18 protein-coding genes are annotated in these 25,461 nt (G+C 43.1%); 12 read left to right on the top strand and 6 right to left on the bottom strand.

Features of this window, described 5'->3' with window-relative positions:
* The first annotated feature begins 151 nt into the window (after positions 1-151).
* The 3 genes from NH462_RS06505 to NH462_RS06515 all read left to right on the top strand — a co-directional run bounded on the left by NH462_RS06505 (position 152) and on the right by NH462_RS06515 (position 4,594).
* Positions 152-973, top strand: coding sequence for a glucosaminidase domain-containing protein (locus NH462_RS06505; RefSeq protein ID WP_010373940.1), 822 nt, complete (start codon positions 152-154; stop codon positions 971-973).
* 19 nt (positions 974-992) lie between these two features.
* Entirely contained in the window at positions 993-1,613 is a 621-nt protein-coding gene (locus NH462_RS06510) for a DUF2987 domain-containing protein (protein ID WP_253104962.1), read from the top strand.
* 314 nt (positions 1,614-1,927) lie between these two features.
* Positions 1,928-4,594 (top strand): TonB-dependent receptor, encoded by a 2,667-nt coding sequence (locus NH462_RS06515; protein WP_253104964.1) that lies wholly within the window; start codon positions 1,928-1,930, stop codon positions 4,592-4,594.
* A gap of 341 nt (positions 4,595-4,935) precedes the next feature.
* On the opposite strand, the gene NH462_RS06520 is transcribed toward NH462_RS06515, so the two are convergent.
* Positions 4,936-6,270, bottom strand: coding sequence for a dicarboxylate/amino acid:cation symporter (locus NH462_RS06520; RefSeq protein WP_010605027.1), 1,335 nt, complete (start codon positions 6,268-6,270; stop codon positions 4,936-4,938).
* A 171-nt stretch (positions 6,271-6,441) separates the two neighbouring features.
* On the opposite strand from NH462_RS06520, the gene NH462_RS06525 reads away from it, so the two are divergent.
* Both NH462_RS06525 and topA read left to right on the top strand, forming a co-directional pair.
* Positions 6,442-9,435: a hypothetical protein gene (locus NH462_RS06525; RefSeq protein ID WP_253104967.1), complete on the top strand. Its 2,994-nt coding sequence runs from the start codon at positions 6,442-6,444 to the stop codon at positions 9,433-9,435.
* 251 nt (positions 9,436-9,686) lie between these two features.
* On the top strand, positions 9,687-12,332 hold the full coding sequence (gene topA, locus NH462_RS06530) for a type I DNA topoisomerase (protein ID WP_010373951.1): 2,646 nt from the start codon (positions 9,687-9,689) through the stop codon (positions 12,330-12,332).
* A 362-nt stretch (positions 12,333-12,694) separates the two neighbouring features.
* Here topA and NH462_RS06535 read toward each other — a convergent pair whose 3' ends face one another.
* Entirely contained in the window at positions 12,695-12,937 is a 243-nt protein-coding gene (locus tag NH462_RS06535; protein ID WP_010373953.1) for a hypothetical protein, read from the bottom strand.
* A gap of 173 nt (positions 12,938-13,110) precedes the next feature.
* Between NH462_RS06535 and NH462_RS06540 the strand changes: the two genes are divergently transcribed.
* Entirely contained in the window at positions 13,111-13,671 is a 561-nt protein-coding gene (locus tag NH462_RS06540; RefSeq protein WP_253104969.1) for a TIGR00645 family protein, read from the top strand.
* 132 nt (positions 13,672-13,803) lie between these two features.
* Here NH462_RS06540 and NH462_RS06545 read toward each other — a convergent pair whose 3' ends face one another.
* From NH462_RS06545 to NH462_RS06555, 3 genes are read right to left on the bottom strand one after another with little or no spacing between them, the layout of a single operon-like run.
* Positions 13,804-15,057 carry a hypothetical protein gene (locus NH462_RS06545; protein ID WP_253104973.1) on the bottom strand — a complete coding sequence of 418 codons (1,254 nt, stop codon included), beginning with the start codon at positions 15,055-15,057 and terminating at the stop codon, positions 13,804-13,806.
* Positions 15,054-15,887 carry an ABC transporter ATP-binding protein gene (locus NH462_RS06550; RefSeq protein ID WP_253104975.1) on the bottom strand — a complete coding sequence of 278 codons (834 nt, stop codon included), beginning with the start codon at positions 15,885-15,887 and terminating at the stop codon, positions 15,054-15,056. Before NH462_RS06550 ends, NH462_RS06545 begins: the two co-directional genes overlap by 4 nt.
* Positions 15,887-16,258 (bottom strand): GntR family transcriptional regulator, encoded by a 372-nt coding sequence (locus NH462_RS06555; RefSeq protein WP_010373963.1) that lies wholly within the window; start codon positions 16,256-16,258, stop codon positions 15,887-15,889. The genes NH462_RS06550 and NH462_RS06555 overlap by 1 nt, the downstream gene beginning before the upstream one ends.
* Before the next feature lie 89 nt (positions 16,259-16,347).
* Here NH462_RS06555 and NH462_RS06560 point away from each other — a divergent pair, with 89 nt between their 5' ends.
* From NH462_RS06560 to NH462_RS06585, 6 genes are all read left to right on the top strand, one after another.
* Entirely contained in the window at positions 16,348-17,832 is a 1,485-nt protein-coding gene (locus NH462_RS06560) for an alpha/beta fold hydrolase (protein WP_253104978.1), read from the top strand.
* Positions 17,833-17,835: 3 nt separating this feature from the next.
* Complete coding sequence (locus tag NH462_RS06565) at positions 17,836-18,570, top strand: ATP-binding cassette domain-containing protein (RefSeq protein WP_010373966.1); 735 nt, start codon at positions 17,836-17,838, stop codon at positions 18,568-18,570.
* The gene (locus NH462_RS06570) at positions 18,567-19,703 is read left to right on the top strand and encodes an ABC transporter permease (RefSeq protein WP_010373969.1); all 1,137 of its coding nucleotides are present in this window, start codon (positions 18,567-18,569) and stop codon (positions 19,701-19,703) included. The genes NH462_RS06565 and NH462_RS06570 overlap by 4 nt, the downstream gene beginning before the upstream one ends.
* Positions 19,704-19,866: 163 nt before the next feature.
* The gene (gene ttcA / locus NH462_RS06575) at positions 19,867-20,760 is read left to right on the top strand and encodes a tRNA 2-thiocytidine(32) synthetase TtcA (RefSeq protein WP_010373971.1); all 894 of its coding nucleotides are present in this window, start codon (positions 19,867-19,869) and stop codon (positions 20,758-20,760) included.
* A gap of 289 nt (positions 20,761-21,049) precedes the next feature.
* Positions 21,050-23,203 carry a TonB-dependent siderophore receptor gene (locus NH462_RS06580; protein WP_253104981.1) on the top strand — a complete coding sequence of 718 codons (2,154 nt, stop codon included), beginning with the start codon at positions 21,050-21,052 and terminating at the stop codon, positions 23,201-23,203.
* 74 nt (positions 23,204-23,277) lie between these two features.
* The gene (locus NH462_RS06585; protein WP_253104984.1) at positions 23,278-24,474 is read left to right on the top strand and encodes a PepSY-associated TM helix domain-containing protein; all 1,197 of its coding nucleotides are present in this window, start codon (positions 23,278-23,280) and stop codon (positions 24,472-24,474) included.
* A gap of 53 nt (positions 24,475-24,527) precedes the next feature.
* On the opposite strand, the gene uspE is transcribed toward NH462_RS06585, so the two are convergent.
* Positions 24,528-25,451, bottom strand: coding sequence for a universal stress protein UspE (gene uspE / locus NH462_RS06590; RefSeq protein ID WP_010373977.1), 924 nt, complete (start codon positions 25,449-25,451; stop codon positions 24,528-24,530).
* Between the last annotated feature and the right edge of the window lie 10 nt (positions 25,452-25,461).

The following is a 25,461-nucleotide window of genomic DNA, read 5'->3' on the forward strand; positions in this document are numbered from 1 at the left end:
TTTTGAATACTGTTATTTTGGCGCAATTTATCAACGCTCTATCAAACTATAGTAACAGAATAAAACTGTTATTGAGCGAGCTTGAGAAAAGTTCTTAGAGACTTAAGGAAAGAGACTCCGTTTCCAGAACAACGCCACTGCGAGGAGAAGTATGCAAGCTAAACTGATTAAACTCATTGTTGCCCTAGTGACCATTTGGGCGTTAATTTATCCTTTTATCCAAGATAAAGGTCCTCAAGATTCTACCTTAGATCAAGAGGATACCGGTGCAGAGGTTGTACCTAAGGTGCCGGAAAAGCCACTCCATAGCGTAAAGCTACCTAATTTTTCAGCCATTCGTGACATTAAGGAAAAGAAAACGGCGTTTTTCGACTTTATTAAACCGCACGTAGAAGCCGAAAATAAACAGATCTTAGAGCAGCGGGCAACGCTTGAAATCGCTCTGATGATGGTGCAATTTGATGAAACGCTAACACGCAAACAAATAGAAAAGATTGCGATGATTTTCACCAAGTATGATTTAAAAGGCGAAGCCATCAATGAATCTTCGCTCAAAAGAGCACTGCGCCGAGTGGATATTATTCCTAAAGAGCTGGCGCTGATGCAAGCTGCTAATGAATCTGCCTGGGGCACGTCACGGTTTGCACGGATTGGGTTAAACTTTTTTGGCCAATGGTGTTACACCAAAGGCTGCGGCATGGTGCCGAAGCGGCGAGAAGATGCGGCCGATCACGAAGTTAGAGCATTTCAGTCGGTAAGAGCCGCGGTCAAGTCATACTTTAGAAATATTAACACCAATGATGCATACAGGGAGTTGCGTTCGGTACGAGCAGAGCTGCGAGCTCAAAAAGCGCCGATTGACGCGACAGTATTAACAAGTGGTCTGTTGAGTTATTCAGAGCGTGGTGAAGACTACGTGAACGAACTTAACGATATGATAAGGCATAACCGAGCGTATTTTGATGAAGAGTAAGATTGTAGTTGTCCTGATAATGGCACTTTGGAGTGCGATAGCCTCTGCCAAAACGGTCACCTTTGCATACGACAGCTTTTACGACAGACTAAAAGTGGTAAGTAAAGGCGAGTTTGAGTTTGCACGTGTGGGTTTTTACCTTGTTGATACAGTGAGTATGCAAGCCTGTAAAATCACGACGGGTAATATTGTGACCGAGGAAGCGAGCTTTCCATTGTCGTACACTGATGAAGCGCAGCTCTTGCTGCCATTTGACAAAGAATTGGACAAAGACAAAGCAAAAGTAGTGATTGAAACGAAGGGCGCAAACTCGGACTGCCAGCTAAAAATGCAGATTGAAGCTGAGTTATTTAACACAACATCTTTGAGCAAAGCTGACCTTTATAAGATGCAACAGGAATTTGAAGAGCTACTGGCTGATCTCTCAGGCTTTTTTATTAAAAACTTACTGTCATTTTTGCTGCCTGAGCAACAGGGAGTTATTGTGACCTTTGGCAGAAGTCAAACCGTTAGCGACGCTACAATGAAGTGTGAGTTGCAAGTCTGTCAAATCAGCGTCCCGAAGACGTGGTCAAACGACAATACACATTTTGCTGACTCTGCTAATGTGAAGTCAGTGCAACCTTGGCTGGCACTATAATTAGCCCATCATAATATAAAGTAACGTCTATAGACTTTAGTCGGAGCTATTCAGACTAACCAAATTCGTTGGACGTTACTTCACCCTTGCATTTTTTACAGATAAAACCCTCTCTTATCACCTTTAATCCTTCTTTTGACAATAATTCACACCGGCAAATAACGATATCTATTCGTCGTGAATTTCTGCTATTAGACACCTAAATTGGAAACTTAATGTTAAATAAATGCATTGTTAAAGTTGCTTCGGTATGCTAATAATGGCTGGATTATTAAAAAAACTACAGTGTAATTATCAACTTAAGGGGAAACAGGATGACCTATAAATTACCACTCAGTGCGCTCTCTATTGCCGTTTTAATCGGCATGAATCAACAAGTTAAGGCTGAAGAAACGAAGCAAGTTGAACGTATTGAAGTGACCGGTTCTCACATTAAAAGAACAGATTTAGAAGGCCCGTCACCAATCCAAAGTTTATCAGCAGCTGATCTAGCTTCAACGGGATCAACGGACCTTATTGGCGCGTTGCAAAAGCTGCCGGTATCGGGTACTGGTACTTTTAGTACGCAAGGTAACTCAAGCGATGACACTGCAAATGGTGGATCTAGTGTTGCTCTAAGAGGGTTAGGGGCATCATCGACACTTGTATTAATCAATGGCCGCCGCGTTGCGGTTAGCCCATTTGCAAAAGATATCGAAACATCATTTGTGGACTTAAATACCATTCCGGTGTCATCGGTTAAACGTATCGATATTCTAAAAGATGGCGCTTCTGCGACTTATGGTTCGGATGCAGTAGCGGGTGTTATTAACATCATTCTTCGTGATGATATCGACGGTTTTGAAGTTGCAGGTAAAATCTCAGACACCGCAGATGGTGGTGCCGAAGAACAAAACTTTACCCTTCTTTGGGGCTCATCAACACAAAATGGTCACCATAATTTTTCACTAGATTACTTTAAACGCGGTCACTTAACGTATGCAGATCGTGACTATACGGCATCTGCTGATCAGCGTTTTCGTGGTGGTAATAACTCATTAAGTTCTGCTGGTGTTCCTGGTAGTGTTGAAGTAATGAGAAGCATGTTAACAGACGAGCAGTGGGCGAGATTACCTGTTGTTCGTGTTGAAGACGATGGCACTCAGGTAAGACAGACTATCTTTACGGACGTATGGGGTAATGATAAATGCGATCCTGCTTTAGATATTGGTGATATTTGTCGCTACGACTACGCGCCACACATGACCGCAATTCCTTCGACAGAACGTATTAGCTTTAACTATAACGGTGTACAAGAGATCACCGATGGTATTGAAGGCTTTGCTGAACTTTCGGCACAGCATTCTACAACTTTCATTCAAGGTGCAGGTAGTCCAAGCTTTACAGAACTGTTTATGGATGGTGATAACCCAAACCATCCACTATTTAACGACCCAGACCATTTCTTACATGGTGTAGATATTTCAATGCGTCGTCGTACGGTTGATATCGGTAACCGTAAAAAAGATGTTGATTCTGAATACTACCGCGCAGTCCTTGGTGCTCGTGGTGAGTGGAATGCGTGGTCTTGGGAAGTTGCATATTCTGCTATTCGTTCAAGTGCAGTTGAAAAGGGTTTTGATGGTTTCCCTAACAAGCTAAGAGCGCAGCAAGCGATTGATGAGGGTCTTTGGAACCCATTTGAACCAAGCACCAATACAGAAGCAGGTCTGGCGTTTTTTGAGACCACGACCACACGTTATGGTGCATCAACCATGCAATCATTAGACGGTACCATTTCAGGTGAACTGTTTGAATTGGGTGCAGGCTACGTTGCTGCAGCGTTTGGTTTCGAACATCGCTACGAGAAAATCGAAGATAACCCAGATAGCCAATACATCAGAGGTGAAATTTTTGGTACAGAAGCGACGCAAGCGAACGGTGATCGCGACAACACTGCGATATTCGCAGAATTTAGCGTACCAGTGCTAGATACGCTAGAGCTACAATTAGCATTGCGTTATGAAGACTATAGTGACTTTGGGACAACAACCGATCCAAAAGTAGCATTCCGTTGGTCACCACTTGATAGCCTTGTGGTTCGTGGTTCTTGGGGGACAGCATTTAGAGCACCTTCTCTTGTGCAGCTACATCTAGGTAGAACAGACGAATCTCCAAGCGTGATAGACCGCGAGCGTTGTCGCCAAACTGGCGCTGATGATGATTGTAGCCCGTATGAATACACTGCGATTGTGTCTGGTAACAAAAACCTACAACCAGAAGAGTCCGAAAACTACAACTTAGGTGTTGTGTGGCAAGCGACCGATGACTTTAGTATCGGTGTGGATTACTGGAACTATGATCAGGAAGATCTCATTAAGAAAATTGGTGCACAAAAGTTAGTTGATTGTTGCGGTACCGATCCTAATTTGGTGGTGCGTGCGCCGAATCAAGGTAGCACACTTGGTCGTATTCTGACTATTAACGACACCTTTGTTAACATTGGTGGTCGTGAAACAGACGGTTTCGATGTTAACTTAGCCTACGCATTAACTACACGTGAAATGGGTGAGTTTAAGTTCAATTACAACTTAACTTACGCACTTAACTTTGAAGAGCAATCATTTGAAAGTGACGATCAAGGTAACACATTCAATGTTGCAGAAGATCTCAATGGAGAATACCAGCATCCACAGTTCCGTTGGACCGCAGGCATGGACTGGGCCAAGAATGATTGGCTTGCAAATATCAGCGTAAACTATGTTGATTCGTATAAAGACCTTGCCGATAGTGATGGCAATAAATATGAGATTGATTCATGGACTACCGTTGATACAAGCGTCAGTTATATTGGCGTAGAAAAGCTGACAGTAACGCTTGGTGCGTCTAACTTGTTTAATGAGGAAGCGCCGCTTGCTCCTTCAGAGTCTATGGGCATTGACAATAAAACGCACAGTATCCTTGGTCGTCAAGCATACGTGAAGTTTGCATACCAATTCTAATAGGTTAACGTTTATTAAAATGAAAGCCGCGCTTTATAGCGCGGTTTTTTCTTATCCACAACAATGCATTTGTCGAACCGGACTCAGCCGAGCAAATGTTTAGATAAGTGGTCTAGCTTTGAGGTGAGAGGCTTACCGATAACTCCATGTCCAAATCCTGCTATAACTAAAGTACTCATATGCTTAGACACGGACAATCTTCTGCTTAACCCTATTCTGTACCTAGGAAAAAATGGCAATGAAGAAGAGGGTATGGATAGCAGATATGTCGCTAGGAGAGTATTGAGTTAGCTTATTGAGGAAAATAACGCAGCTATTATAACTAGCTGCGTTATTGATATTTACGCTTTTGCTTTTGAAGTGGTTTCTTCTAGTTCTTTTGCTGCATCAGGGTCGTTGAAAACATCAATATCAAATTCGTTTTCAGACTTAGCGACAGCACAAGTTACCATACAGTCACCAGTGACGTTAACGGCTGTTCTTGTCATATCTAGTAGTCTGTCTACACCAATGATAAGCGCGATACCTTCAACTGGCAATCCAACTTGGTTAAGCACCATTGCAAGCATGATCAAACCAACACCAGGCACACCTGCCGTACCAACAGAGGCAAGAGTAGCAGTCAAGATAACCATGAGATAGTCATTAATGGTGAGGTCTACACCAAATACCTGAGCAATGAAGACTGTTGCAACACCTTGCATAATAGCTGTGCCATCCATATTAATGGTTGCACCCAGAGGGATTGTGAAAGAAGCAACTGAGTTATGTGCACCTAGCTTCTTAGTCGCAGTCTCTAATGTTACAGGCATAGTCGCACTTGAACTTGAGGTACTAAAGGCAAACATACATGCGTCTTTCATTTTCTTTAGGAAGATGATTGGGCTCAAACCTGTTAACAGCTTAAATAAGATTGAATAGTTAATGAATGCATGAATTAGCAGCGCTGCTAGTACTACCATGAAGTATTTGCCGAGCTCGGCAATTAAACCCATGTCGATGGTTGTAAACAACTTGGCCATCAAACAAAATACACCATATGGAGCGACATTCATTAATAAAGTCACTAGCTTAAGTACTACTGTATTTAGATCTTCAAATACAGATGCTAGGCGAGCACCTGCGTCTCCGCTTAGTGCCATAGCAATACCAAATAGCAGCGCAAAGACGATGATTTGAAGCATGTTACCATTGGCCATCGCGTCAATTGGGTTGGTCGGGAACATGTTGATTATGACTTGCACAAGTGTCGGCGCTTGCTTTGCGTCAAATGACGCGCTGCTTGGAATTTCAACGCCACCGCCCGGTGCAATGAGTAGTGCGAGCGTGATTGCAACCGTGATTGCGATTGCTGTTGTAATGAGATACAAACCAATGGATTTACCACCCAAGCGGCCTAATTTCTTTGGGTCACTAAGGCTACATGTGCCACATACAAGGGAAATAAACACTAAAGGAACAACAAGCATTTTTAAGCTTGCAATGAAGATTTGCCCACCAATGTGGAATAAACCGTCAACGAAAAAACCTTTAATGGGGAGGTCGAAAAGACCTAAAGGAATGAGTATTTCTTTATTCTTACCTAGGATGGCTTGAAGAGTGAGGCCTAATACAACACCCAACACCATGCCTATCATAATGCGCGCCGTTAGGCCCATTTTTTGATTTTCTGACATTGTCCTAACACTATGTATCTTAAAACTGCTAAAGCTTAACAGGCTTGGCGCAGATGAACAGCATTTCACGATAGAAAATCTATCTAATCTAATAAAAAATTGTGATTTTATCGCTAAAATTGGGTTACTATTGAGCAATAATAAAATTAACTTAGCTAGGGAGATAGGTGAATGCCCTTAATGCGCTATTTTAGCATACTGATGCTAGCATTCTTACTGACCGCGTGCGGTGGCGGCGGCAGTATCCAAAAAGATACAGATAATGGTAATGGTGATGATGGTAGCGATGGTACTTATGCCATTACGCTTTCAGGAGCGGATACTAGTGGTAATTCAACGAATACACTTTCATCTTCATCTCCTCTAGTAATCACTGCCACGTTAACAAAAGATGGTAGCCCTCTGGCAAATAGTCGAGTCGTTTTTGAGAGCGACGAATTTGCGACCATGGAACCCAGCTCAGGGTCTGTACTTACAAATACTGAGGGTAAAGCGTCAATTACTTTAAAAGTGACGGCTACTGTAGGTGCTGGACGTATTACGGCGACTTACACTCAAGGTGATAATAGTGCAACGAGATCTTTTGATTTTACCTCTCAAGGTGGTGGTGATGACGGTAATGTAACCGCGTCAGCAAAACTTGAGGTTATGTTGTTAAGTAAATGCCCTGCAGGTTGGGATGATAGCCGAAATCAGGCAATGATAGATCCGATCGCTGCTGGGTGTACTCGTGTCAATCAAGTATCGTCAAACGAGACTGCTGATGTATTCATCAAAATGACATCTAGCCAAACAGGTGATGCTATTGCCAACGCGTTAATTAGCGCTGAGACTACTTTAGGGGCTATTTTACCATCGACAGGCACCGCGCTAACGGATTCTTTTGGTATTGCAATCCTAAAGTTTCAGCCTGGTAACCAAGGTGGCGCAGGTACTATTACGGTAAACTCTCCTGATTATGTTGATGTCACTCAGGCTATCAATTTTAATGTTGGTGTTGCTCAGTTGAATGTTACGATTGACAATGGTTTGGTTGATAGTAATGGCGTCCAACAAAAGCTTTCCGCAGGTGGAAGTACGGTTATTACCGTGACGTTAAAGGATCAGAATGGGGCATTAATCAACAGCGCTGTTGAAGTTGCATTCAGCTCAGCTTGTTCCGTAGCGACCCCTGCGCTTGCAGAATTAGATGAAACGGTAAATACCTCAAATGGTATCGCCCGTTCTACATACCGTGCTAAAGGTTGCCAAGGCGAAGATAGAATTTCTGTTACTATCCAAAACGGCAGCTCTCCAATAAATCAAGAAACGATTATTGAAGTGGATAGCGCGCTTGCACAAGCGGTACAGTTTTTACCTGAAGAAGATGGGTTTAATCAGTTTATTGCTTTACCCCCTGGTGAAGGCGGTTTACCAACCCAATCTGTTGTGAGCTTTAAACTGGTAGATGAAGATAACCTTGCAATTCCACGAGCGCGAGTCGACTTTAGATTGTCAGATGAGCAAGGCCTAGCCTCACTTACGCAAATTACCGGAAACACCAATGCAAATGGTATTGTAAGAACAACCGTTAAGTCTGGTATTGTGCCAGGACCGCTTGTTGTCAGTGCGTGTTATATCCCAGAAGAATCTTACGTGAATTTGCCTGAAGGTGATGCGATTACCTGTTGGACGGATATTGCTAACGCTTGTAATGATGCAAATGCATCAAACGACGATGCCCGCTGCCCTACAGGCGTAATGCATACTATTCCGTTAAGTGAGCAGATATTTGGTGTATCGTCGGGATTAATTTTAAGCTCAGGTGTCACCGATCAGGATACGTTTGACGCTTCCCCCGTTACATTCAATACCAACTCGCTTAATTATAATGGAGTAACAACAAATATTACCTTGTTCTTTGGTGATCAATTCAATCAGTTTAATGCTGATGGCGTTGCTGCAACTGTGATTGCTGAGGCCGGTGCTATAGGTAGTACTGAGTCTGAGGACACTTACGATTGTAGAACGAATAATGCTGCTTGTACTGTGGTGTGGCGTAGCCAAGGAGATAGACCTTTCTATGAATATCGTTGGGGTAACCGCATTGGTGATATAGACGGTAATGCGAATACCTTTGAAGCGGTAGCACCTAGGCTAGCAGCTACATTATCAAATACTCAAAAGCAAAGTTCAGCTAATTGGAACTGTGACCCATATTTTGGTAATGCAGCACCATGTATTAATGGCATGCTGAGACAAAAAGACGCTTCGTCGAACGATGGTGCTACAACTGCGCTTAGACGAATTGTTATGGGTGGGCGTGTAAGTGTGTTGGCTTTTGTTAAGGGCCAAGAAAATTTCAGAGATGAGCAATCGAGCGGTGGAGTAGAGCGCCGTAATGGTCGGTTCGACATTGGCGAATATCGTCAAGAGTTTGACCTTACAGAAGCATTCCTAGATACCAATGAAAATGGTCGTTTTGATAAAGAGAATTGTGATTCTGCCGCAAACACTGGACCTTGTTCTCCAACGGGAACTGTAAATGGCGGTCATGACGACTGGTGGGTGGATAGCAATAATAATGGTCGCTTTGATTTTGATAACGATGGCAACAATATTTATGAAGGGGACGGCAAATATAATGGTTTGCTTTGTTCAGAAGCCGCCGAAGCCGCTGGAGAATGTACTAAAGAGCTAGTTAATGTTTACAGACAATTTGAATTGATAATGTCTGGCGATAATGCTTTTGTGCGGTTTACAGTGCCGGCTTCGCTTGCTGGTTCTAATGCGTGTCCAAGTGGCAATGGCCTAGTGCTTGAACCATCTGGAGTAGACGGTGTGTGCGACCTCGCCAGTGTAGATTTCACGGCGGCAGGCAGCCCATCAGCCGTTCCTATTACAATTTATTTCACTGATGAGTTTGGTAACCCGCTTCCAGCAGGTACAGAAGTCGAAATTTCAACAAATAACGGTGAGTTGACCAGTGGTAGTGTGTCTGGCACCTTAGGGAACTACACAAGTGATAAGCCAAACTTCTTCAACGTTACTTTGGCGAGGGAAGCTGAGCCAAACAACAAACTTTCTGGCGTATTAGGGATCAAATTTACTTTCCCAGCTTTGGGAGATGATGATGACGAACGAAAGACACAATCAATCGGAATAAGCGTTACAGACGCTGGATAATTCAACAAATGCCAACTTTCGGGTTGGCATTTTTGTTTCTATTCCTTTATATTCCCGTGCCTTAACCTTATATATATGAATGCGTCCCTAAATTGGCTGAATATTGTACATAAATTGGATAATAATTCGGTGATCAGGGAAAAGTTAGTATTTTTAGCTTGTAACAATAGGTGTTTGTAGATATACCTATAAGTAATTTAACGCCCAAGTAAGGGCAAACATCAGACAGAATCGGTCAAAAATAGGCAGCTATGGGCAAATCGCTAGTAATTGTAGAGTCTCCCGCGAAGGCAAAAACAATCAATAAATACCTCGGCAAGGATTACATTGTTAAATCCAGTGTAGGCCATGTTCGAGATCTTCCTACCTCAGGGGCAGGTAAAACGAAAGGCTTGGCAACTAAGTCGCCAGCTGAAGTACGTAAAATGTCACCTGAAGAAAAAGCGCAATATAAAAAGCAAAAAGATTATGCAAATTTAGTTGCGAGGATGGGGATTGATCCTGAGAAGGGTTGGGAACCGCATTACGAAATTTTGCCGGGTAAAGAAAAAGTAGTTCAAGAGCTACAGAAACTTGCTGAAGATGCTGACCATATCTATCTCGCAACCGATTTGGATAGAGAAGGGGAAGCCATTGCTTGGCACCTTGAACAGATTATCGGTGGCGATGAGAGCAAATATAAGCGTGTGGTCTTTAACGAGATCACCAAAAACGCGATAACCCAAGCGTTTGAAGCGCCTGGCGACCTTAACACCGACATGGTATATGCCCAGCAGGCAAGACGATTCCTTGACCGTGTTGTTGGCTTTATGGTCTCCCCGCTGCTTTGGCAAAAAGTAGCAAGAGGGTTGTCGGCAGGTCGCGTACAATCTGTTGCTGTGAGATTACTTGTTGAGCGAGAGCGTGAGATTAAAGCGTTTATTCCAGAAGAGTTTTGGGATATTCACGCCGATGTTAAAGCAACAAAAGATGATATTCGCCTAGCGGTTACTAAGTTTAAAGGCGAAGCATTTAAGCCTGTAAATAAAGCGCAGGCTGATACTGCTGTACAAGTGCTTGAAAACAGTGCTTACGAAGTAGTCAAGGTTGAAGAAAAGCCAAGTAAGAGTAAGCCAAGTGCGCCATTTATTACCTCGACAATGCAGCAAGCGGCAAGTACTCGTTTAGGCTATGGCGTAAAGAAAACTATGATGTTAGCGCAGCGTCTATACGAAGCGGGTTACATCACCTATATGCGTACGGACTCGACGAATTTATCAAACGACGCGTTAGAAATGTGTCGTGGCTATATCGATAGTGAATTCGGTAGTAAGTATCTTCCAGAAGCACCACTGCGTTATTCCGCAAAAGGCAACGCACAAGAAGCGCACGAGGCAATTCGTCCTTCTGACGTGACGATCTTATCAGGTCATTTAGACGGCGTAGAGGCAGATGCTAAGAAGCTCTATGAGCTTATTTGGCGTCAGTTTGTGGCGTGTCAAATGATGCCAGCAGAGTATGATCTCACGACGCTGACCGTCGCCGCGGAAGATTACACGTTAAAAGCGAAAGGTCGCGTGCTACGTTTTGATGGTTGGACACGTGTACAACCAGCCGTTCGTAAGAAGAATGAAGAAGAGCAGGCGCTTCCAAGTGTTTCAGTTGGCGACAAGCTTGATCTTATTGCGATTGATCCTAAGCAGCACTTTACTAAACCACCAGCACGTTTCAGCGAAGCAAGCTTAGTTAAAGAATTAGAAAAGCGTGGTATTGGTCGCCCATCTACCTATGCAGCTATCATTTCAACAATTCAGGACCGTGGTTATGTTCGAGTTGAAAACCGCCGTTTTTACGCTGAAAAAATGGGCGAGATCGTAACTGACAGACTCGTTGAGAATTTCAACGATTTAATGGACTTTGACTTTACCGCAAAAATGGAAGGTCGCCTTGATGATATCGCAGAGGGCGAACGTTTATGGACGCAGGTACTTGATAAGTTTTACGCCGACTTTTCTAACCAGCTAGAAATCGCAGCTGGCGATGAAAGTGAAGGCGGCATGCGACAAAATGTGATGGTTGAAACGGACATAGATTGTCCCACATGTTCACGCAAAATGGGTATTCGTACTGCTTCTACTGGAGTATTCCTTGGTTGTACAGGCTATAACTTGCCGCCAAAAGAGCGTTGTACCACCACAATTAATCTAGTGTCTGGTGATGAAGCGGTTGCCGCGGATGCGGATGAAGAGGCGGAAGCTGAATCGCTGCGTCATATGAAACGTTGTCCAATTTGCGAAACGGCAATGGACTCATACCTTATCGATGAAACGAAAAAGCTCCATGTATGTGGTAATAACCCGGCGTGTAAGGGCTATGTCATTGAGACCGGTGCATTTAAGATCAAAGGCTATGATGGACCACTAATTGAGTGTGACAAGTGTGGCTCGGATATGCAGCTTAAATCTGGTCGTTTTGGTAAGTATTTTGGTTGTACAAATGAAGACTGTAAAAATACACGTAAGCTATTGAAAAACGGTGAAGCTGCACCACCGAAAGAAGATCCAGTTCCGCTTCCGGAACTAGAATGCGAAAAGTCGGACGCACATTTTGTGCTTCGAGATGGCGCTTCAGGTATTTTCTTAGCGGCGCACACATTCCCGAAATCACGTGAGACAAGAGCCCCGAAAGTATCAGAGCTAAAACGCTTTAGAGATAGAATTTCACCTAAATTCTATTATTTGGCTGATGCGCCTGAGCAAGACTCGGATGGTAATCCTGCGATTGTTCGCTACTCTAGAAAAACCAAGACACAATATGTGATGACAGAAGTGGATGGTAAAGCGACGGGTTGGAAAGCGACGTATAGCAATGGTAAATGGGTAGAAGAAGAGAAAACTACCAAGAAAAAGAAAGCTTAACAGCTAGCCAAACATCGATAATTGCTTTCAGGTGTTATTGAAAATAAAAGGCCGCTCAACACATTGAGCGGCCTTTTTCATCATGAATGCCATCACTTAAATAACCTGAGGTTTGGATAAGGAATGTTCCAACTCATTGTTGCTAAAGCACAACTTAGTTTTCTCCTTGTCTAGCCAGAGAGTTTTAGGGAAAACACCGCTTCCGCGTCCTGCTCTCGCTAAGGTACCTACATCCTGTAGGCAAGGCGAATTTACGCACCAATAGCTGGCTATTGGAAGTGAATTCAACGCAGTTAGCGCTAAAACTGGCTGCTAGAAAGGCATTAATTATCCGCAGCTCAGGTTAAATAAGCGAACTGGTATTACTTAATGTTTACGTCTTTGACTTTTTGATAGCCAGTTGCTTCTAGCTCGTCGTTAACGCAATTCAAAACATATTTTTTCATCTCAGATGCTTGTACATCATCATCTTTTGCCCAATCAAGGCACATTTGAGTTAACTCTTGAACCAAATCTGCAGGCGCGACTGGTAACTCTTCATCGGCTTGTACTTGTACACAAGCAAAAAGAGATAGAGCGATTAATGATGAAACTAAGGTTTTCATTCGTGTTACCTGTTAGTTGAAAGAACAAGCATGTTTTAAAGCAAAATTTAAAATAAGGAAAACGAATTTATTTTCTCTTAAAGAGCAGAAAATTGATTCAAATTTACGTCAATAAATAGTGAGAAATATAAGCGTTGATGCTACATTTATAGGTTCAGTCAAACTTACTAAAGATGGTGCAAATCAAAAACATGGAGCAAGAAACCAAGTCCGAGAATGAGCAATTTAATCGTTATGAACATCTCTTAGAAAGAACCTTATTTAAAGGACGATGGTTGTTAGCGCCGTTCTTTGTTGGCCTACTACTCGCGATTGTGTTGCTGTTACTTAAGTTCTTTAAACAGCTTTATGTGATGACCATCAGTGCGCTTACCGCGACAAATCAAGAGTTACTCATTGGTATTTTAACATTGGTTGATACGGCTTTATTGGCTGGGTTGTTGATCATTATTATTTTTAGTGGCTACGAGAATTTTGTTTCTAAGCTTAATGTCGAACCACAAGAAGACAAACCGACTTGGATGGGGAAAGTTGGCTTCTCAGGGCTTAAAATCAAGCTGATCAGCGCCATAGTAGCGATATCTGCCGTAGAGTTGCTCAAGGTCTTTATTCATTCTCAAGATTTAACCAGTGAGCAGCTTGCTTGGAAAGTAGGCATACACATTACTTTCGTGATCTCTGGGGTGTTGTTTTCGGTCACCGATTTTATTAATAGTCGAACCCACTCCCATTAAAAATTGCAGCTGTAAAGGAGTGATAATCGACTTATGTTCACTATCACTCTTATATTCTATCCTGCACCGTCTCTGGTGGTTCAATCGCTAGCGCAACGCCTCTTCGTGAGACATCTCGGATCCGAGTACTCCTTAATCAAATTTCTTATTACTGTAAACAAGCAGTGAGGTGGCAATCACAACGTAACCTAATAATAGATATACGGTGGTTGCTGATTGTTCGTGATTTAACAGGTAAGATTTAAATGCACTATGCAAAATGACTACGAACATGCAGGAAAGCGACAACGTAAGGGCGCTTTTAATCATGCTTCCTAGCGCAACGCAAAGAACAAACCCCGCGATAGAGCCTGTAAATATTACTAAGTAGAAAGTCACAGTTTCGAATGTGGAAAAGAAGCTACAAGCTAGCAATATTAAAAGCTGAAACCAGGCTAGGCAAAACCCAAGTTTAACCGCAGAGACATGGTAAGCCTGCTTTATCGCTTTAAGGCTTGAATAGATAGGGAGTAGGTATAGTTGATCCCATGTCATTTTTGTTTGTAGTTTTGACCAACAGACAAAAATAGCGACCATCAGAACAAGCATATCGGTAAAGCCGATAACAAAATGGAGTGTGACACCAAAAAAGCCACTTGCCACAATCGCTAATAGCCCTGAGACAAGCAATATCTGACAAGTTTGTATCAACAGATTACCCGCAAAATAGCTCATTGGCATAAAAAATTGTCTAAACCCCTGAGTGAGGAAATCTGGTGCGAAGGTATTGCTCGGTAGCCACCCAGTTTGAATATTATTTATGTAGGTTTGATATGCCAAATGATGCCATTGGCAGTGATGAGTCCGTGTCACTAACAGGTATATTCCCATTAATATAAGGGGGACGGCAAGCAGTGCTAAAATTTGGGGGCTATTACCAAAAAACATAGCAAGCACGAGTGCGAGCATAAAAACGTAACTATTATGTTTGAAATACACGCTATTTCGAATACATAGTAAAAAGAAACTACCACCAAAACTCGTTGCAAACAGGATGGCATAAGCAACTTCTGACGCGGGGCGGTTGATAAGAGCAAGCGCATTAAGTAGGTAGCCAATGACTAGAATTATCGTACCTTGCAAGTATACGTGCTGTTTAATTGCAGGGAATAGTAAGGCGCTTTCCTGTGCTTGTAATTTCACTAACTGCCAACAAAAGGCCATCCATAAAGCACTGATCGAGAAAACCAAACTAAATGCTTGTATATTTTGATCTTCTATCAAGGTTAAAAAAGGTGAAGCGATAGACGCTAAGATCCCTGGAATGAAAAAATTTGCTGAGCCGCACTCTCGCAACCAAAATCCGGAAAACCCTGTCCACCAATTGCGCTGAGTTAATGTACTCATGCGTGTAGCTCCACAAAGAGCTGCTCAAGGTTGCTATGGCTTTGCTGTAAGTCCGCTGACCAGTTTGCACTGTCTTGAGCTTGATAAATGCTAAACCGTTCAGATTGGTGAAGTACGTTTCCGGATGGCAGTTTGCTTGTAAGGTGATGCGGAACAAGCCTAATTTGTTCCTTCAGTGTATCTAATTCACCAGTAACCAAGACCTTTCCATTTTTAATAATAGCAATATGACTCGCGACGCGCTCAACGTCAGATGTAATATGCGAGGAGAAAAGTACTCCAGAGCCGGACTCAAGCGCTAACTCGAATAAGTCCGACATAAACTCCCGGCGTGCAATGGGGTCGAGGCTTGACACTGGCTCGTCAAGGATCAGTAACTTAGGCCGATATGACATCGCCATTATCAGCGCTAAGCTTTGTTGTTGGCCAACTGAGAGGTTACTTACTAGCTTGTTTTCGTCTAACTCGAAGCGAGAAAACCATTCCTGTTCAAGCGTAATATCCCAATCTGGATAAAAGCTGCGATGCAGTGCGAGGGCGTCTTTGACTTTAAAGCCTTGATAGCCACAGGGCTGTTGTGGCACATAGCCAATTTGGCTTTTGCACGTAGGGCTCAGTTCTATGTTGCTGCTGTTGAGGCAGCTAACCTCACCACTATTTTGTTCGATTAACCCAAGTGCAATTCGCAGTAGTGTCGTTTTACCGGCCCCGTTTCGTCCTAGTAAACCCATAACCATGCCAGGTTCAATAATAAGATTTATGTCTTCAAGAACCGGCTTGTCGGCAAATTGTTTATGGATTTTAGTAAATTGTAGTAGTGGGCTTGTCATTATTCTTGTCCCCAATTTTTATCAATTAATGATATCAATTCAGTCTTACTGATCCCAAGCTGTTTCGCATCACTAATTAAAATATCTAGGTTTTTATGGAGTAGATTATCGGTCTGTTGTGTAGTTTGCTGCTGTGCAACGCGTGTCGGTTGGCCGCGTCTTCGTTCAAGCCAACCTTGATCGACAAGTTGCCCGATAGCCCGAGAGACGGTCATCGGATTTACCGAGAAGTGTTCAGCTAGCTTTCTTACAGAAGGTAGCTCTTCTCCGGCTTGTGCTTTACCCGACACAATTAAACGCACTATCTGATCAAATAGCTGCTTATAAATCGGCTCTGCGCTGTTGGGGTTGACATGAATAAGATCTAGCATTACTCTAATTCTACTGTATTAATACAATAATACACTGATACACTCACTTAAAGTTAGCATACTGACCGTGAGTCAACAAGGAAATAACTATGAAAAAGCCATTTAAGTTTAAGAAAAGCTTAGTAAAGCTAGCGCTGCTTCCTCTCGTTTTAGGAACTGGGCTGCCATTACAAGCGGCAACATCAACAGCAGAATTATCCGCTTGTTATGCAAAAGGCCTCAGTGACAGAGCGCAATGCGGAAAAATCTCGCAACCATTAAGTGAAACCAAAACAGAACAAAAAATTGATATTCATTTTATGGTTATTCCTGCAATAAAGCCGCTTTACCCACAAGAAGCGATTATTGCGTTTGCAGGGGGACCTGGACAATCGGCCACCGAAATTGCAGCAAACTTTGAAAGAATTCTTAAATACGCGAGAGAAAATAGAGACATTATACTTGTTGATCAACGGGGAACTGGAAAGTCCAATCTATTGCAATGCGATATGGATGATCTTGAGCAACAGTTTGCGCTGAATGATACCTTATTGGGTCTCGATTTTTACAAAGAAGATGCCCTTAAGTGTAAAGAAAAACTAGACACAGATCTTTCCGACTATACGACGGTTGCAGCTGCAAAAGATTTTGACGCGGTAAGAGTCGCGCTTGGTTATAGCAAATTACACCTATATGGTGGCTCATATGGAACACGCATCGCACTTGAGTATATGAGACAGTTCCCTGATAGTGTTGCATCGGCCGTGTTAGATGGTCTTGCGCCCAATAACCAAAGCTTAATGGCGATTGGTGGCGCGATAGAAGATTCATTGAACGCCCTTTTTGCACAATGTGAGGCCGATAAAAGATGTGCAAATAGTTATCCGAATCTAAAGCAGCAATGGCAAAGCTTGCTTAATCAAGTAGAGCAAACGCCGATAGAGGTGTCTGTACTTCACCCTAGAACCAGCAAACCGCTTGCGATGACGATGACCAAAATGAAGCTATTTAGCGCGATTAGGATGGCGCTTTACTCTCATTCTTTCCGCGCATTGGTGCCGCTTGCGATTAGTGAAGCGACTAAAGGTAACCTTGCTCCACTTGTTGGCATGATGGCACCAAGTGAAGACGGTCTGGGATTGGCCATGGGGATGCATCAGGCGATTGTATGTGGGGAAGATTGGCCACGATTAACGGCTGCGGACAAAGCCAAATATAGTGAAAACTATATGGGTAAGATGATGATCACAGGACTAGATGCGACGTGTCCAATTTGGAATGTGAGTCCGGTGCCAAGTAGTTATTATGAACCCGTTGCGTCGGATATTCCAACCTTACTGCTTTCTGGCGGATTAGACCCAGCAACGCCTGCTAAGTGGGCAGAAGTTGCGATGGAAAAACTAAGCAATGCTACGCACTTAGTTGCGCCAACCGCTACGCATATTGTCGCAGGGCAAAGCTGTGCTAATAAGCTTATTGCTAAGTTTTACGATGAAAAGACGGTGGGAGACTTTGATATTAGCTGTCTTGAAGAAGACACGCGCAAACAATTCTTTATGAACATCAATGGCCCAGCAACCGCAAATAAGGAGTAACTCATGATCCAAGTAGATAACTTATATAAAAAGATTGGTGAAGTGAACGCGCTAGACGGGCTGTCATTTACCGCTCGTGATGGTCAAATTACGGGACTATTGGGACCAAATGGGGCAGGTAAAACGACTTGTTTACGGACCGTATTTGGCCTGCTCCAAGCTGATCAAGGTATGGCGTCTATCGATAGTATTGATGTTGCCAAAGAACCGACCAGAGCAAAACAACAATTAGGGCTGTTCCCAGACCCGTGTGGACTCTACGAGCGAATGACACCGCGTGAATATACCCAATTTTACGCTGAACTAAGTGGCATGGACGCAAAATCGGCCGCTGCCGCGACGCAAGAAGTGTTAGAAAAGCTGCAAATGCTGGATATCGCGGATAGACGCTGTAAAGGCTTTTCACAAGGTCAAAGAATGAAAACAGCATTGGCGCAGGCTATTGTGCATAAACCAACGAACATTGTACTTGATGAGCCAACACGTGGTTTAGATGTAATGAGTACCAGAGTGTTACGAGATTTGTTATTGATGCTTAAGGCGCAAGGTCACTGTGTCTTATTCTCTAGCCATGTGATGCAAGAAGTTGCAGCACTTTGCGATCATGTTGTGGTCATGGCGAAAGGCAAAGTGGTTGCGGAAGGTTCTCCACAAGCCCTATGTGAACAAACAGGTAAAGCGTCGCTTGAGGAAGCTTTCATTACCCTAATCGGCACGGATGAAGGAATTGCAGCATGATGAAATTAATCTCGGTTTTATTTAAAAAAGAAGTGTTAGACGCAAGCCGCGACAAACGTTCGGTGATGGCTGGCCTTTACTATTGCATCGGTGCACCTATTCTAATGTGTGTATTATTTACCGTCATGTTTAAGCAAATGGCTTCGCCTGATGCTCTCAAAATCACCATTAATAACGCAGAGAATGCGCCTAACTTAGTGCAATTTTTAGCGAGTAAAGAAATTGAACATGGTGAAGGCGAAGAGGTTAAAGCTATTACCTTGGAGGTAAGCGAAGATTACCAAGAAAATATGATGCAAGGTAAGAGCGCGACGGTATTTATCATCGCTGATAAATCGGAGCAAAAGTTACGTTCATCAATTAACCGACTAGAGCGTAACCTCATGTTATACAACAGCGAAGTTGCTTCATTGCGGTTAGTCGCGCGTGGTATCGATCCGACAATTGCACGTGCGATAGATGTGCAAACTCATGACCAAGCGACACCAACCTCTAAAGGGGGCTTCGTATTAGGTATTGCAACGTTATCTATTATTATTTCACTATTTTATGCGGCGATGGGTATGGCAATTGACAGTAGTGCAGGGGAGCGTGAACGCAACTCTTTACAGCTATTACTTAGCCACCCGATCAGTACCATGCATATTGTGTTAGCTAAAGTGGGGGCAATCGCAGGTTTTTCTATCATTGCTTTAGTGTTAACCACCATAGTATCAAAGTTTGCGTATAATATGGTGCCTTGGGAAATGATGGGCTTTACGGTGATTATTGGTCCTAAATTCATTATTTCGGCAATTATCATTGGCCTGCCTATTGCGCTAATGTCAGCCAGTTTATTGATATTTATCTCTTTCTTAGCTAAATCATTTAAAGAGGCGCAATCTTATGTAGCGATGGCGCTGTTCATTCCGGTAATGATGAGTATGGCAACGACCTATGATATTGCTACCGATATTATGCAGTGGATGCCGATCGCAGCGCAGCAAAACGCAATGATTGAAATCATTAAAGGCAATGCGATACCGGTACCACAATTATTATTGTCGAGTGCGGTAACGCTGGGCTTGTTTGCTATTTTCACCTACCTAAGCAGTCGTATGCTAAAAAGTGAAAAGGTAGTGTTCGGCCTTTAATTTATTAGTTCCCAACAATGGCGCCCGAAGCGGCGCCATTTTTGTATTTTACCTCATCTCAATTTCACGTATAATCGGCGCCCCATAATTGATGTAGTAATGTACTAGCGCGATAACGCCCACAGTACACAGTTGAGTAAGTATGAATACGGCACCTAACACCATGACAGAGCAAGATAATCGCAAAGAAGTTTTAGAGTTTAATAAGCTGCAAAAGCGTCTGCGCCGTAATGTCGGCAACGCCATCAAAGATTACAATATGATCGAAGAAGGCGATGTGGTGATGGCTTGTATCAGCGGTGGTAAGGATTCATTCGCCATGCTGGATATTTTACTTAGCCTAAAAAAGGCAGCACCAATTCACTTTGATGTGGTGGCGGTCAATCTGGATCAAAAGCAGCCTGGGTTCCCAGAGCATATTTTGCCTGAGTACTTCGAAACGTTAGACATTCCGTATTACATCATTGATAAAGATACATACTCAGTCGTTAAAGAGAAAGTACCAGAGGGCAAAACGACTTGTGGTCTTTGTTCACGCTTGCGTCGTGGTACTTTGTACTCATTTGCGGAAAAGATTGGCGCAACTAAAATCGCACTGGGCCATCACTTAGATGATATTGTTGAAACGCTGTTTTTAAACATGTTCTACGGCGCAAGAATGAAAGCGATGCCGCCAAAGCTGCGCTCTGATGATGGCCGTAATGTGGTGATCCGCCCGCTCACTTATGCGCGTGAAAAAGATCTTATTCAATACGCTGAACATAAGGATTTTCCTATTATTCCGTGCAACCTATGTGGCTCGCAAGAAAACCTGCAACGTCAAAATATTAAATCTATGTTGGTAGAGTGGGACAAGAAAACACCTGGTCGAGTAGAGAACATTTTTAAATCAATTCAGAATGTTAGTCCAAGCCAGCTGGCTGACACTGAACTCTTTGACTTCGAAAGTTTGCCTCTAGATAGAGACGGTGAACGTGAGGCTTATGACTTTAATGAAGCAGTGGTTTCCTCGACGAACATTGATGAATCATTGTTTATTGATGTAACCAATATTTAATTCTCAACAATGATTTTTTCAGGCTAGGTCTGATAGGCCTAGTCTAAAACTCAATAATTGGTACTCTATAACTTAACTACTTTTGCTCCCCAACATCTTTCACTCTTAATTACCTGTTAACTCTACGCACCTAATTTATACATGCTGTCGGGAAAATGATCTCTGCATGAGATATTTTTGTTCTTAGTTTTGCAAAAAACGCAATTAAATGTAGGTTAGTTATTTTAAATGTAATTAATAATTGTTATCATTTGTCTGCGCTTTAATAATAACCGAATTGTGGCTCTTAATGAAAACAGTATCAAAACTATCCCTTATCGCTTTAGCGATTATGTATCCCTCTTTGCATGCATCAGCTCAGCAGCAAGTGTCAGAAGATAAGCTTAAAGACCAAGACATAGAAAAAATAACCGTCGTTAGCCGAACATTAAATTTATATCGTAATGGTGAATCTTCAACGGGAAAGCTTGCGGTTGATCCACTTAACTCGACCCAGATGGTGACTTCTCTCAATGCAAATTTGATCCGTGATTTAGCAGCAAGAGATGCTAAAGATCTCTATCGTAATATCGCGGGAGTAAGCCAATTTAGCTACGCAGGGGTGACTGCACGTGGCTTTCGTCAAGAAGAAATCTATTTTGATGGTCTAAGAGGCGACCCATATGTTGGGTTTAATGTCCCACAGCTATTTAATGTTGAGCGTGTCGACTTTTTAAAAGGTCCCGCCGGTATGCTGTATGGCCCCGGTGCTCCTGGTGGATTATTCAACTATGTAACTAAAAAGCCGCAATCTGAGTTTAGAGCCAACACTCGTATTATCGCGGGCACAGATAGCCGCTATGGTGCTTCTGGTGAGGTGACTGGTGAAGTAGCACAAGCACAAAGCATTCGCTTGGGAGCTTTTTACGAACAACAAGATACCTACCGTGATAATAGTGCCAGCGAAGTGGCAATTGTGGATGCTGGTTACGCTTATGATTTTGATGATGCCCGCTTGATTTTGCAATACACGCACTACAAGCAGGACTTGGACGCGAATCGCTTACGCGGTGTCCCCGCTGGCGATGACGGTGAGTTTCTAACGACACCATCGTGGAATCATAATGAGCCTACAGACTTTTTAAATCTAACCTCAGATGTATTGCAAGCGAGTGTTGCTGGGGATTTGAGCCCATCGCTAAGTTACAACGTTGCGCTTCGCTATATAGATAATGAGCAAGAACAAAACTATCATGAACCAAGAGCACTCATCGACAGCAATAAAGATGGTCAAATCGATTTGGTCGCACGTGAGTTCCGAGATCAACTAAGAGCCCAATCTCAACTCTCTTTTGCGGCTAACTTTGTTTACGAAACACAAGTACTTGGCGCTGAGCAGCGTACCGCATTTGGACTAGATATATATTCTGGTGAAGAAGATGCATTATTAGGTCGAGCGTCAGCATCTAATGACTTTGTCACTCGTTACTTAAATGGTACGTCGTTAGGCTCGGATATTTTGCCTTTGTCTCTCTACAATCCTAATTATGGCGAAACGCAGCCAACCCAATACAATGTGAAGTTTGCGCCAGAAAGTACAACGAAACAAAAGCGTAATGGCACGTATGTCCTTAACGAACTCGCTTGGGAGAAAGTAACGTTTGTTGTAGGCATACGTTATGACCAGTTTGAAGACGATGCCAACGGCAGTAAGTTTGATGATACCAATGTTAGCTTCAGAATTGGTGGTATCTACAAGCTATCTGATGACATCTCATTGTATTCACAGTGGGCTGACTCTTACGAACCTCAAGGCGTATCCAGCCAGGACGAAAAAGCGGGTGGTCCATTTGAGCCAACGACGGGTGATATCATTGAAGTTGGGCTTAACGCAGAGTTATTTGACGGAAGTACATTGCTAAAAGTGGCTGGTTATCAGATAACAAGGCAAAACTTGCTACAAAATACAGGCACAGATCCTGAGCAAGATGGTGTTGATAATTTAGCGTCAATCGGAGAAATCACGAGTAAAGGCCTAGAAATTGAATTGATCACCGATGTGACCCCTGACTGGGTAGTAAGTCTGGCCTATGCCTATAATGATGCGACTATCACCGCTGACAATGGCGCTGGAGGGATCCGCAATAGTGTTGGCGATAAATTTGCCAACGCCCCTGAAAATCAGTTTGGGGTGTGGACTCGATATCAGATCCCTGAGTGGAATTTGGCTTTCGCAGTTGGCGGAAACTATGTGGATGAGCAGCTTAGTTTATCTGGCCAAACACTAAATTCCTATTTCGTCGCTGACACCTCAATTATTTGGGAACTAGATAACTACAGTGTGCTATTCAGAGTTGAAAACGTATTCGACAAGGAATATGCAGAGTCGGGCTTTTTAGAGCGTACAGGGCACTTTCCAGGCGATCCAAGAAATGCTTTCCTTGAGTTTACCTACAATTGGTAATGCTTAAGTTAATCTGAGGCTCGGTGAGTTATCCGAGCTTGTGGAAATAAAAGTCTACCTTTATGAGGATCAAGATGGCTGACAAAGCTAGACAAAGAAAGCGGCTACGCAAGTTATATGATTTACATGCCTGGGTAGGCTTTCAATTAGCGGCCGTTATGTTTGTGATCCTCGCAACGGGCACAATCGCAACTGTTTCAAATGAATTAGATTGGCTGGTTTTTGACCAAATGCGTGCGAGTCAAAAGCCCAAAGAAGTAAAAGAGCAAACGGCTGTATCTTGGAGAAACATGTATGCGTCGATAGCTGAGCGCTATCCAGAAGGTCGTATTACTACGTTAGGTACAATGGGAAGCGACTACTTTACCTATCGAGCACGGGTGGCTTTCGAGGCTAAAAGTGACAGGTATGTGCACGTCGATCAATGGACTTATGAAGTAACCGGCGACATCCCATTACTTACAATTCAACGATTTTTTAGAGATTTGCACCGTTATCTATTTATGCCTGCGGTGCCCGGGCTGCCAATAGTCACCGCTTTTGCTTTCATTTTAATGATCTCTCTCTACACTGGGTTGAAAACCACCCGGAATTGGAAAGTCGCGCTGTGGCGTTTGAGAGTAGCGCAAGGTACAAGAGTATTTTTGAGTGACTTGCATAAGGCCTTTGGCTTATGGGGACTGTGGTTTACCACACTTATTATTATCACCAGTATTTGGTATCTGTTTGAGTTTTCTGCACGGGTAGCCGGTGTGAGTTTGGAGCCTCCAGCTCCAAAAGTTGAGCATGTTACAGCGGTAAAAGACGCCAACATGCTATCTGCAGGGCGCTTTGAAAGCGCTTTTGAGAAGGCGCAGCATGCCATTCCTAATTGGACGATAACAACCGTACAGCTGCCAAGAGCAGATAATGCGGTGCTGCGTTTTCAAGGAATGAGTACAAACCCTTTACTTCGTGATAGAGCGCACAAAGTTTATATGGACCCAACAACGCTAGAGGTTTTAGCAATACAGCAACCTGAAAATATGGCGTGGGGCAATTATCTTAACGAATATGCAGATCCATTACACTTTGGTTATTTTGCTGGGATCACCTCTAAGCTTATATGGTTTGTGTTTGGTCTAGCGTTAGCCGGACTGTCATTTACCGGCGTGATGATGACATACAAGCGCACTAAGTCTAAAAGTATAACGGGCGCACAGTTGGCAACGTTGCCGATATTTTGTTTATCAGCATTTTACTTTTATTTCTGGCTTGCCAGATATACATAAAGGGGATGTGCGGCTGGTTATTTGCCGCACATTAAATTAATTTGAGCGCAGAGTTAGTCTTCTAATGGGGATTTATAGCCATCAGGCTTTAGTGCTAAGACATCACAGTCTAAGCTATCAATTACATGCTCAGCGGTATTGCCAACAAGCGCTGCACTCAGTCCAGTGCGACCGACAGTGCCAATGACCACTAACTCAGCGTCTTTTTCTTTAGCAACGTAGGGGATAACGTCCTCCGGTAGACCTTCTTTGATGATGCAATCGCTTTTATCTATTGAATAAGTCTCTGCGAGTGCAAATGTTTCGTCTTCATGGTGTTTTTTTACGGCTTCATTGTATTGCGATGGGTTAAACTCGGGAATTTCAATCGCAATATTAACAGGCGTTGCTGGATAGGTGTTTACCAGGCTCAATTTGGCATTGGCTAATTCACATAAAAACTGAGCATCCGTAATGATACGTTTATTGAGTTCTTGATGTTGCTCGTTATCGCTGACAGAGTTTACAGCTGCAATAATGTTGCCTTGATCTGGCCAAGCGTGATCTTTAACCAGTAATAGTGGCGCAGGGCATTTGCGAATTAAATGCCAGTCGGTTGGGGTGAAGATAACTGACTTTAGGGTATCGTGCTGATGGGTGGACTTAATGACCAAATCATAGTCATGTGCAAGCACGGTTTTGATGATCGCTTCGTAGGGGCGATTGTGCCACAACACTTTAGTTTGGATACTCACATCAGAAAAGCCCTTAACCATATCGGCAAGCCATGCTTCTCTGTCTTTAATTACTGCCTCACGCATTGCTTCACGTTCGTCTTTAGACAACATCGTGGTCATTTCATAGGAGAAGTCATAAATAGACATAAATGCAGTGATGGCTGCACCGGTACGCTTGGCAAGATTGATAGAGCGTTCTAAGCTATTTTGGCGCTCTTTGGTTGGATCAATTACGGTGAGTATACTTTTGATTTTATCCACGACTATCTCC

It is taken from the genome of Pseudoalteromonas sp. OANN1 (assembly GCF_024124685.1).
GTDB classification, from domain to species: Bacteria; Pseudomonadota; Gammaproteobacteria; order Enterobacterales; family Alteromonadaceae; genus Pseudoalteromonas; species Pseudoalteromonas piscicida.

Excerpts from the sequence above, each read along its gene's own strand:
- NH462_RS06520 (WP_010605027.1), bottom strand. The coding sequence starts at position 6,270 with ATGTCAGAAAATCAAAAAATGGGCCTAACGGCGCGCATTATGATAGGC.
- NH462_RS06550 (WP_253104975.1), bottom strand. The coding sequence starts at position 15,887 with ATGACAAGCCCACTACTACAATTTACTAAAATCCATAAACAATTTGCC.
- NH462_RS06515 (WP_253104964.1), top strand. The coding sequence starts at position 1,928 with ATGACCTATAAATTACCACTCAGTGCGCTCTCTATTGCCGTTTTAATC.
- NH462_RS06580 (WP_253104981.1), top strand. The coding sequence starts at position 21,050 with ATGAAAACAGTATCAAAACTATCCCTTATCGCTTTAGCGATTATGTAT.
- NH462_RS06565 (WP_010373966.1), top strand. The coding sequence starts at position 17,836 with ATGATCCAAGTAGATAACTTATATAAAAAGATTGGTGAAGTGAACGCG.
- topA (WP_010373951.1), top strand. The coding sequence starts at position 9,687 with ATGGGCAAATCGCTAGTAATTGTAGAGTCTCCCGCGAAGGCAAAAACA.
- NH462_RS06570 (WP_010373969.1), top strand. The coding sequence starts at position 18,567 with ATGATGAAATTAATCTCGGTTTTATTTAAAAAAGAAGTGTTAGACGCA.
- NH462_RS06555 (WP_010373963.1), bottom strand. The coding sequence starts at position 16,258 with ATGCTAGATCTTATTCATGTCAACCCCAACAGCGCAGAGCCGATTTAT.
- NH462_RS06545 (WP_253104973.1), bottom strand. The coding sequence starts at position 15,057 with ATGAGTACATTAACTCAGCGCAATTGGTGGACAGGGTTTTCCGGATTT.
- ttcA (WP_010373971.1), top strand. The coding sequence starts at position 19,867 with ATGACAGAGCAAGATAATCGCAAAGAAGTTTTAGAGTTTAATAAGCTG.
- NH462_RS06585 (WP_253104984.1), top strand. The coding sequence starts at position 23,278 with ATGGCTGACAAAGCTAGACAAAGAAAGCGGCTACGCAAGTTATATGAT.
- NH462_RS06560 (WP_253104978.1), top strand. The coding sequence starts at position 16,348 with ATGAAAAAGCCATTTAAGTTTAAGAAAAGCTTAGTAAAGCTAGCGCTG.
- NH462_RS06510 (WP_253104962.1), top strand. The coding sequence starts at position 993 with ATGGCACTTTGGAGTGCGATAGCCTCTGCCAAAACGGTCACCTTTGCA.
- NH462_RS06505 (WP_010373940.1), top strand. The coding sequence starts at position 152 with ATGCAAGCTAAACTGATTAAACTCATTGTTGCCCTAGTGACCATTTGG.
- NH462_RS06535 (WP_010373953.1), bottom strand. The coding sequence starts at position 12,937 with ATGAAAACCTTAGTTTCATCATTAATCGCTCTATCTCTTTTTGCTTGT.
- NH462_RS06525 (WP_253104967.1), top strand. The coding sequence starts at position 6,442 with ATGCCCTTAATGCGCTATTTTAGCATACTGATGCTAGCATTCTTACTG.
- NH462_RS06540 (WP_253104969.1), top strand. The coding sequence starts at position 13,111 with ATGGTGCAAATCAAAAACATGGAGCAAGAAACCAAGTCCGAGAATGAG.